This window comes from Caloramator sp. CAR-1 (assembly GCF_030546345.1).
In the GTDB taxonomy this organism is placed as follows: Bacteria; Bacillota; Clostridia; order Clostridiales; family Caloramatoraceae; genus Caloramator; species Caloramator australicus.
The window spans coordinates 124,619-135,205 of record NZ_JAUONW010000022.1 but is presented as its reverse complement, the minus strand read 5'-3'; the positions used below and the strand labels follow the sequence as shown (position 1 = coordinate 135,205).

The following is a 10,587-nucleotide window of genomic DNA, read 5'->3' as shown; positions in this document are numbered from 1 at the left end:
GGTGTCATGTTGAAGTATTTACTAACCGTTTTGTAATCCACCCCCAGATATCTTGCAATTTGAGACTTTTTCAAGCCATTTCCCTTTAGGTTTTTGATTTCAGAAAACAATCTCCATCCCTTCTTTTTACCATTTATGATTCCCACAATATCTCCCCCTGTTATCTTAAACTAATTAAATTTTAACAGGAGAAGATAGTTGCTGTATATATTACTGGTAAATTTTCGGGATTTTTAACTTCCGAAATCTCTCCATTTTATTTTACCACTTACAATATATACAATTATATAAAAATTATATATTAGTGCAAAAAAATATGAATATAACAAGTTATATAATAAACTTGCATCGCTTTGGTGCAAGTTTATTTTTTAGGAGGTGGAAATTTGAATCTTTTGAATGAAATAAAGAAAATAAAAAATATTGACCTTGAGGGAATCGATGAAGAATTGGAGACTATCGATGAAGAAGTATTAATAGGAATAGAAAACAAAAACATAATTGAAAGGGCTGTAAAAAAGAGCCTTCAGGGAATCGAATGGATATCCCAGGAATTAGAGAGCTTGTCTAAAAACATTGAAAAGCTAAAGGAAAATGAAATAAACTTATTAAAAGCCGTTATATATATTTATGACTACATCGATGGAATAATAATGGCTTTAATTAAGAGCGGAAAAATTGATGAAAAAAACATATACTTAATGGACAAGGCTGCAGAAATACTTAACAAATTTGAAAGCGAATTGAAAAAGGCAGGGGTGATTGTGGAAAAAAGTGAGTATAAAAAGTTTGACACCTATCTGCATGAGATAATTGCAACGGAAAAGAATGATGAATGGGAGGAAGGAACTATTCTTCATGTTATCAAGAAAGGTTTTATTTATAACGGCAAAATTTTAAGAAAAGCAAAGGTTATAACATCAAGTAAAGGAGATGATATAAAATGGCCATAATTGGAATAGATTTAGGAACATCCACCTGCGAAATTGCTTATTTTAAGGATGGTAAGCCGCAAATAATTTTAAACGACAAGGGTGAAAGGATAACCCCCTCCTATGTTGGGATTGACACCAATGGCGACATAGTTGTTGGTCAGGATGCAAAGGACCAATTTATAGGGAGACGACAATTTACAACCATGGAATATAAAAGACTTATGGGGACAAATGAGAAGATTAGATTAGGGGATAAACTTTACTTTCCAGAAGAAATATCTGCCATAATGCTTAAATATTTAAAGGAATGTGCAGAAAAATATTTAAAAGAGGAAGTTACCGAAGCTGTAATTACTGTTCCTGCAAATTTTAACAATAACCAAAGGGAAGCTACTTTAAATGCCGCTAAACTTGCTGGGCTTAAGGTTGAAAGACTCATTAATGAGCCAACAGCAGCTGCCCTTGCCTTCGGACTTAAAAATATTGATAAAAATTTAAAGGTTTTAGTTTTTGATTTTGGCGGTGGCACATTAGATGTTACTGTTCTTGAAATATTCGATGGGGTTATAGATGTAATGTCAAGCTATGGGGATCCATTTCTTGGAGGAAAAGACTTTGATGAGAGACTATGCGAATTTATAATACAAGAGATGAAAAGGCGAATTAATTTTCATGTAGCACAGGATGATTTTTTGACTATGTCTAAAATTAAAGCTGCAGCAGAAGAGGCTAAAAAGAACCTTTCCTTTGATAAGGAGGCCTTAATTGTTATCGAAAACGTATATAGCAATGGAAATATTATTGACTTTAAGATAAAGATTTCGAGGGAAGAGTTTGAAGAAATGGTTTTTGACTTAGTTGAAAGGGCAGGATACATCATAGATAAGGCGTTGGAGGATAAGGATTTAAGTTATGATGATATAGATTTAGTGCTTATGGTTGGTGGAACTACAAGAATACCCCTTGTTAGAAAATATGTAAAGGAAAAATTAAATAAGGACATAAAGACCGAAATAAACCCAGATGAGGCGGTGGCACTAGGTGCAGCCATTCAGGCAGCAATTATGTCAGGTAAAATGGATGAAGAAAAGGGTTTAATGATAACGGATATTTGTCCATACAATTTAGGAGTGGCAAGCGTTGCAGAGATAAATGGTCAGCTTTTTGCGGATGTATTTTCAAAGATAATTGAAAGAAATACTACTATTCCAACGTCTAAATCAAAGGAGTTTTATACCCTTTATGATAATCAAACTGAAGTAGAAATAAAGGCCTATCAAACGCTTGATAATGATTGCTTGTTCGTTGATGATGCAACCTTTATTGGAAGTTTTCATTTAAGCGGTATACCGGAGAATAAAGCTGGTAAAGAAGCTATATTAGTTGAGTTTTCCTATGATTTGAATGGGAATATAAAAATCACTGCTACGATAAAAAGCAATGGAATATCGAAGGATTTAGAGATAAAAAATCAAAGCAGCCTATCTTTAGATCAAGTTATTGAAAAGATGGATGCCATTGACGATTCATGGAAAAAATCTAGATTAGCTTCAAAATATAAAATAACAATCGAAACAGCTGAAAAAAAGATAAAACAAATGGATGATATTAAGTTGAAAAATGAACTTTTCGATTTGGTTGTTAAACTAAAAGAATATATAAAAAATGAAGATGAAGAAAATGCAGATTTAATTGACGGAAGGATTTTGGACTTTATTTTAGATATCTAAAACGGAGGGTTTAATGTGTTACAAAGTATCATAAATAAAGGCTTTTATTATGCCAAAAAGGGAGATTTGAAAAGGGCTCAAAGAATTTTTGATTTTATCATAAAAACAAGGGAATATACTCCTGAAGTATTGCATGCTTCAGGAGTGATACTTTTGTATTATGGTGAATTTAAAAAGGCATTAAAATTATTAAAATTCAATGCAAAAAACAACCTTTATCAACCCTCTAAAGAGATAGTAGAAAATATTGAAGAAATTAAAAAATATGTAGAAGATTTTAATAAGGCTTTAAACGAATTCAAAATGAACTCATTTAATAAGGTAATAGATTTGTTGGAGAACTATAGACAAAGAGGATTTTTAACTTATGATGCACAAAAGCTTCTCACGTTGGCCTATTATAAGCAAAAGAGGATAGATGATTGTAAAAAGCTGTTAAAGGAGATAGATGAAATATATCCCTTTAATGATTTCACTAAAGAAGTATATAAAGAACTAAATGGACTTTATTATAACGCTAAAAAGTTTTATGAAAAGGCTGTAGTGTGTTTGTTATTAATCGTGATGCTTGGTCCGATGTATTTTATTGGCTTTAGAAATAAAGAAGTGAATAAACCGAAAAAAATACATGCTTATCATGTAAATGACAAGTTTTATGAACTTTTGAAAAACTACTTAGAAGGGGATTATTGTGGGTTTGAAAAAACAAAAGGAAAAACGGATTTAAGGGGATTTAATGAAAAGGAACTGTTGATTTTTAATCTAATTCAGAAGCAATATGAACAAATTGATTTAAGTTACTTTTACAATCAGGGGTTGAAAGCGTTTAGGAAGAAAGATTATAAAAGAGCATCAGAGTATTTTGAAATTGCAAATAAGATTCAAAGTGATAGTTACTTAAAAGAGCATATATTGTTCTTCTTAGCTTCTTCTTATAAATATTTCGATAAAGAAAAAGCCATTTGTTACTACAATGAATATATAAACAAATATATTGACGGATGTTATAGAGCAGAAACTTTATATACATTAACGTTAATATCAACTGATAAAGCTGAAGCCTTTAGATATGCTTTGCAGATTGAGAAGGAATATAAAGATACGATTTATTATAATTCAAAAATAAAAAAGATTTTGAGGGAATATAACTAAAAATTGAAAAGACATGTTTTTGTTAGTAATATATGGAATTTGTTAAAATTATTTGTTATAATAAATCTAGGCAAAAGTAATCAAAAAACCCCCAATCACTTTTTATACATAGGGGGGTTTTTTGAAAACCACTACATCGCAGAAAAATCAAAGCTTGGGAGGTAATTTTTTCAATATACAATCTGTGTATAAAACTTATTTTAACAGCTAAAAAAAGCGATTTTAAATAGGTTTTCAAAAACCACATTCTCAGGCTAGATTTTTCAATACCTCACAAGGGGTGCCGTAGAAATGACCTTGACCTGATTGAAGGGATTATCACGTTGATTATGTAATTTATCGCTGCAATAATTACAGCTATGTAGAAATGACCTTGACCTGATTGAAGGGATTATCACGCGCAGACAACTTCGCCACGCACAAAGATGCCCGCAGGTAGAAATGACCTTGACCTGATTGAAGGGATTATCACTTGGAAGCAGCTTTTTTTCTTAGTGTGACGTTATCTTTGAAGTAGAAATGACCTTGACCTGATTGAAGGGATTATCACTTTCTTGAAGTTTCTTTAATAATTCTAAATTTGCCATAGTAAGTAGAAATGACCTTGACCTGATTGAAGGGATTGAGCAGCTTTTGCTGCTATTTTTTTGTGCAAAAAAATATGAATGTGCAAAATTATAAAATTGACCTAGAGGAGGTGAAAGTTTGGAGGATCTTTATGTTGTTAAGCAGGGGTGTGTTATAAAAAAATTTGATGAACAATTTTTGGTAACAAAGGGCGGGATCAAAATATTTTCTGTTCCTACTTACAAGGTGGACAAAATATTATTGTTCGGCAATCAACAAATAACATCTCAAGCTCTTGCTTTAGCCTTTGAAAACAATATTGATGTTTTATTTTTATCGACAAAAGGGAGACTAAAGGGAAAAGTATACCCCAATATATCAAAAAATGTTTATTTAAGATTTGCACAGTATGAGTGTTGGCGTGATAAAGAAAGAAGATTAAAATTAGCAAAGATATTTATAAAAGGGAAAATTGTTAATCAACAAAATTTATTAAAGCGATATAAAATCTATGATGAAAGATTGGAAGGATTAATGTTAAATGTTGAAAGAGCAAAAGATAATGAAGAACTATTAGGTATAGAAGGATTAGCAAGCAAATATTATTTTGAAGATTTAAAGAATATAATTCCCAAGGATTATAACTTTGATGGCAGAAACAGAAGACCACCTAAGGATGAAGTGAATAGCTTATTGAGTTTAACATACACGATGGTTCTTAATGAAATAATTTCTCAGGTTGAAAGAAATGGCTTAGATAGCTATGTTGGCTTTTTACATAGTATAAAATATGGTAGACAATCTTTGCCATTAGATTTACTTGAAGAATTTAGACAGTATTTTTGTGATTTATTTATTATTAAACTTTTAAACAGAAAAGAGATAACAAAATTAGACTTTTATTTTGATGAGGATGGTGTTTTCCTTAAAGAGAATTCATTAAAAAAATACATATTAAAATTTAATAATGAAATGGAAAAGGTAAAACCTTTAATAAAAAATCAAATTAGTCTTCTTAAAAATTATTTTATACGAGGTGAAGAATATATGCCTGTGGTGTTAAAATGATTAAAGGGATCATATCCTATGATATTAGTATAGATAGGTATAGAAACAAATTAAGCAGGATACTATCCAACTATTGCACAAGAATACAATATAGCGTTTATCAATTTGAACTTGATGAAAAGATATATAAAGATATGCTCAAAAAAATAGAAGCCTTTTATAGAAATTACTTAAGATATGCCTATACATCGGCAAATATAGATGACATTACAAGAAGTATTTATATATTTTTATTATGTGAAGGGTGCTTTAATAGGAAAATCGTTTTTGATAAAAGAGTCAAAAATTCTAATAGGGAAATGATAATATGAAAAAGTATATGATAAAAAACAAAAATAAATTCCGCGAGGTAGTAGTTTATGAAGATGATGAACTTAGATTAAGAAAAGAATTAAAAGAAAAGTTAGAAAAATATTTTATCTTTCCACCTTGCGTATTTTCATTTATTAAAGGCAGATCTGCTAAAGATGCAATAATATTAGCCAAGGAATATATAAATCAATACGATTATTTTTTCAAATGTGACATAAAGGATTTTTTTCCTTCAATAAATATAGAAAAACTTTTGAATTTACTTAGAAAAAGGGTAAATGATGTTAAATTTTTTAAAGAATTAGAAAAATTAATAATCGAAGATAACAAAATAGCTGATTTTAAAGGATTACCTTTAGGAAGCCCCTTAAGTCCTATTCTATCTAATGTTTATCTTGAAGAATTTGATAATTATTTTTATAAAAATAAAAAAATACGATATCTAAGGTTTTGTGACGACATGATATTTTTTAGCAATGCTAATATATATGACGAGATTATTAACAAACTAAAAGAATTAGGTCTAAACTTAAATGAAACAAAAACTATTTTAGGTGCTAAGGGAGATAGTGTAAAGTTTTTGGGAATTATAATAAATTTTAAAAAGGTAAGGGTAGATGATGATAAAATGAGGGAACTTGCAAGCAAAAACCTAAATATTCCAGGTTATTATAATAATTTAATTGATAATAACGATTTAATTGCTTTGTTAGATGCAGTAAAAAATAAAGATGAAGAAAAGTTTATTTCGGTGTTAAGTGAACTTAACAAAGAATTATTAAATGATAATGTGATAGAAAGATTAAAGAAAAAAATAGAAGTTCAGCTTGGTGAAAAACATAAATTGGCTTTTCAATATATACTTTTTAATAACAAGGATGAAATTATAGAAAAATTAGTAGAAGAAAACAAATTTTATTTAATTGAGGAATTTGAAGAACTCATAAGGCAAATAGAAAACAAAAACAAGTATATAAGAGAATTTATTAAACTGTTTTCAGGGAGAAAGAGCGTATATTTTGTAACTAAAAATGGTAATAAAGATTACCAAAAAATAAACGGAGAGATAGATGATGCATTAGTAAAGAAACATTTTAATGGACTAATAACTCTTGCTGTAAGATTAGACTGCGAAAATGGAACTAGCAATAAGCTTGTTTTTGATATTGACTGTGTAAATGATGTGCAAAAAGCCTTTAATGTTGCAAAAGAAATAAAAAGGGAATTGATGCATAAGGGATACGAATCATATATCGAATTTAGCGGTAAAAAGGGTTATCATGTTTGGACTTTCTTTAAAGAAACTATAAAAATAAATTTATTAGAAAAAATAGCAAAAGAGGTATTAGAAAATGTGAATTATAAGGATGTGAATATTGAAATAAAACCTAAAGAAAATATTATAGTTGATACAGAAAATGTAATTAAATTGCCGTTAGGATTGCACCCTGAAACTTGTAAAAGGACGGAATTTTTAGAAATTAGCAGCCTTAAAGATATAAAATTAAATGAATATTATAGTTATGCCGATGACAATGTTTTCTTTGAAAATTTAAGGCAAAATTACAATGAAGCTTATAAAATAGCGGTAAATTGTAAAGTAATAAAATATTTGCTGGAAAACGGTATAAGAAAAAAGCATTTGACTCATTTTGAAAGGCTTTTACTTTTATATGTATTTAATTACATAGAAAAAGGGAAGGACTTTATCCATTTTTTGATGAGCCAAATGGATAATTATAGTTTTAACATCACAGAGAAATTTATTAACAAAGCACCCGAAAGGCCAATATCTTGTAAGAAAATCAGGGAATATATGAAGGATAATGATATAATATCAGAATGCTGCTGTAAATTTGAAATACCAGAGGGTGTTTATTCAAGCCCAATTCTTTATTCTGATAATGCAGAGTTTTTTAAAACATCTGTTGAACTTTCTATAAAAGAAGTAGTTGATGAAGTATTAAAATTAAAATCCCAAAGGGAAGAATTAGACAAAAAGATAACTCATTTAGAGAGAAAGCTAAATGTTTTGTTTAATATTTTAGGCAAAGACGAAGTAAATATTGATATTGGAAAATTAAAAAGAATAAGAGAAAATGAAGAAAGTAAATGGATTATTGATATAAAATTTTGAATAATGTGGAATTTTAGACGAGATATTGTTATAATTATACATAGGAAAATCAATCAAAAAACCCCCAATCACTTTTTATACATAGGGGGTTTTTTGAAAACCACTACATCGCAGAAAAATCAAAGCTTGGCAGGTAATTTTTTTAATATACAATCCGTGTATAAAACTTATTTTAACAGCTAAAAAAAGCGATTTTAAATAGGTTTTCAAAAACCACATTCTCAGGCTAGATTTTTCAATACCTCACAAGGGGTGCCGTAGAAATGACCTTGACCTGATTGAAGGGATTATCACTACGATTGATGTTGCTATTGCAACATCAATGTTGTCCCAGTAGAAATGACCTTGACCTGATTGAAGGGATTATCACATTCTTTAAGTCTTGTCTTTAGTTGGGCAATTTCCAACTAGTAGAAATGACCTTGACCTGATTGAAGGGATTATCACCTTGTTGTTTTTGACTCCATGGTCCAATGTTATCACCCGTAGAAATGACCTTGACCTGATTGAAGGGATTATCACCTCGCCTCCGAAGTATTCCTTTATCGTGAATACTTCGGAAACGTAGAAATGACCTTGACCTGATTGAAGGGATTATCACAGACCAAAGGTCGATATTAGAAGCGCAGACAACTTCGCCACGGTAGAAATGACCTTGACCTGATTGAAGGGATTATCACAAGGACTTCGTACGTTTTGTACTCGTCCTTGACCTTTCCGCATAGTAGAAATGACCTTGACCTGATTGAAGGGATTATCACTATAAGACCAGCGTAGTCTACAACTACTTCTTCTGCAGTAGTAGAAATGACCTTGACCTGATTGAAGGGATTATCACCCAAACTATCAGGATATCTACCTATTACACTACAAGCAGAGTAGAAATGACCTTGACCTGATTGAAGGGATTATCACGGCCTTTAGAATTTCAATTGCAGCAGCGATAATTTGCTGCGTAGAAATGACCTTGACCTGATTGAAGGGATTATCACCTTCATTGGCATTATGGCCATGTTTTCACCTCCTTTAATGTAGAAATGACCTTGACCTGATTGAAGGGATTAATAGAATTGTTCGATTATGCAGAAAAATATGAATGGGTAATGTTTTATAATTGGATCAAGAAGAGAGGTGATTTACTGGAGAAGGGCATTTGTGGGGAAAGTCAATTTGACTTTATGTGCGAATTTTTCGCACATAACATAAGGCTTTTTAATGCCTTATGTTAAGGTAGCAATCTTTGGTTGCTACCTGGCTGAACTTTTTTAGTTCAGCATAAAGGCTTGAGCATAGCCTTTGCATTAAGAAAGGAGAGATAATTATGATCATTTAAAATACAGTGCTAGGCAATGGTGCTTAGCATACCAGCTTATAGGCTGGAGCCAATAGGTATCAAACCTATTGGCATTTTTGTTTTTTAAATAAAAAATCTATACAATGATGCAAAAAAATATGAATTTATAAATGCTTATAATTAATTTTGTGATAAGTTTTGGTTGTGAGGTGTTATAAATGAAGGATTATTATCAAATTTTAGGTATACAACAAAATGCCACCCAAGATGAGATAAAAAAGGCTTATTTTAAAAAAGTTAGAATCCACTCGCCGGAAAAGGATCCTGAAAATTTCAAGTTAATAAGGGAAGCATACGAAGTTTTATCCAATGAAAAGCTTCGAAGGGCTTATGATACAAGTGGATATCAAGAGGAAGCTAAAAAGAAAATTGAGGAAGCAATTAAACTTATGGATGAAAATGAATTTGAAAGGGCATCAGTTATTTTACAAAAATTAATGGATGGTGATGTTCGCTTTGCTATATGCTATGTATTGATGGCTTCATGCTATGTAAGGTTAAACTGGCTTGATAAGGCAATAGATATTCTTGAAGATGCTCTACAGGATGATTGCTTAGATGTAGTAGAACAAATTGATATAGCTTTTATACTCATAAATATATTGATTAACTATAGGATGACACACCGAGATGTGAATGTTGTAGATTATATAGCTAACATATACTACGAGGCTGATGAATATGTTAATTCCAAAATTATATCCTTTATCAATGAATCTAATGAGACAAAAAACATAAGGGCTATGTATTTTATATATGGCTATATAATTATTTAAATGAAGAAAATGATGAAGATGAAGATGAGATAATGAAGTATGAAGAAACTGCGTGGGATTATGTTGATATTTTAAGGGATTTAGACAGCCTATACAGGGATAGAAAATTAGATATAGAATTTAAAGATCTTCTTATCTATTTACACGAATATAGACTTATGGCAGAAGAACAAGATAGTAGAAATGTATTTAATAATATAGTTGTCAAATTATATGGTATTGGTGTCGGAAGGATAACAAGAAATATAGAAATTCTTAAGACTTATTATAATGACGTATATGAAAAATACAGTAAAGAATTGAATACTATATTGGCTACAATAAAAGGAATTAAAGAAAAGGAAGAGCAAAATCAACAATCCTTTAAAAGTAATTATCAATACAATCAAACCGAACCGACAGTTAAACAACAAACACAAAATAAAAATGATGATGGATACGGAGGGTGCTTATTTCTAATATTATTGCTAATATTTTTCTTGTTTCACTGTTAATTTAAAGCTCTATGTTATTGACAATAAATATAACAATTGTTAAAATATAGATGTAACAAAAT

At 30.1% G+C, this 10,587-nt stretch carries 8 protein-coding genes and 2 CRISPR repeat arrays; all 8 genes read left to right on the top strand.

Annotation, left to right across the window (positions count from 1 at the left end):
- Window positions 1–386 precede the first annotated feature (386 nt).
- The 8 genes from Q3V94_RS07320 to Q3V94_RS07285 all read left to right on the top strand — a co-directional run bounded on the left by Q3V94_RS07320 (window position 387) and on the right by Q3V94_RS07285 (window position 10,525).
- Window positions 387–953, top strand: coding sequence for a nucleotide exchange factor GrpE (locus tag Q3V94_RS07320; RefSeq protein WP_008908397.1), 567 nt, complete (start codon window positions 387–389; stop codon window positions 951–953).
- Window positions 944–2,665 (top strand): Hsp70 family protein, encoded by a 1,722-nt coding sequence (locus Q3V94_RS07315; protein WP_008908396.1) that lies wholly within the window; start codon window positions 944–946, stop codon window positions 2,663–2,665. Before Q3V94_RS07320 ends, Q3V94_RS07315 begins: the two co-directional genes overlap by 10 nt.
- Window positions 2,666–2,680: 15 nt before the next feature.
- Window positions 2,681–3,817 (top strand): hypothetical protein, encoded by a 1,137-nt coding sequence (locus Q3V94_RS07310; protein ID WP_008908395.1) that lies wholly within the window; start codon window positions 2,681–2,683, stop codon window positions 3,815–3,817.
- A 285-nt stretch (window positions 3,818–4,102) separates the two neighbouring features.
- Window positions 4,103–4,446: direct repeats of the CRISPR family, unit length 37 nt; unit sequence GTAGAAATGACCTTGACCTGATTGAAGGGATTATCAC.
- A 76-nt stretch (window positions 4,447–4,522) separates the two neighbouring features.
- The gene (gene cas1 / locus Q3V94_RS07305) at window positions 4,523–5,452 is read left to right on the top strand and encodes a CRISPR-associated endonuclease Cas1 (protein WP_008908394.1); all 930 of its coding nucleotides are present in this window, start codon (window positions 4,523–4,525) and stop codon (window positions 5,450–5,452) included.
- Window positions 5,449–5,763, top strand: a complete 315-nt coding sequence (cas2, locus tag Q3V94_RS07300; RefSeq protein WP_008908393.1) for a CRISPR-associated endonuclease Cas2 — start codon at window positions 5,449–5,451, stop codon at window positions 5,761–5,763. Before cas1 ends, cas2 begins: the two co-directional genes overlap by 4 nt.
- Entirely contained in the window at window positions 5,760–7,901 is a 2,142-nt protein-coding gene (locus tag Q3V94_RS07295; RefSeq protein WP_303526449.1) for a reverse transcriptase domain-containing protein, read from the top strand. The genes cas2 and Q3V94_RS07295 overlap by 4 nt, the downstream gene beginning before the upstream one ends.
- 257 nt (window positions 7,902–8,158) lie before the next feature.
- Window positions 8,159–8,969: a CRISPR direct-repeat array (repeat unit 37 nt; unit sequence GTAGAAATGACCTTGACCTGATTGAAGGGATTATCAC).
- Window positions 8,970–9,413: 444 nt separating this feature from the next.
- On the top strand, window positions 9,414–10,031 hold the full coding sequence (locus Q3V94_RS07290) for a DnaJ domain-containing protein (RefSeq protein ID WP_008908391.1): 618 nt from the start codon (window positions 9,414–9,416) through the stop codon (window positions 10,029–10,031).
- 32 nt (window positions 10,032–10,063) lie between these two features.
- Complete coding sequence (locus Q3V94_RS07285) at window positions 10,064–10,525, top strand: hypothetical protein (RefSeq protein WP_008908390.1); 462 nt, start codon at window positions 10,064–10,066, stop codon at window positions 10,523–10,525.
- Window positions 10,526–10,587 lie beyond the last annotated feature (62 nt).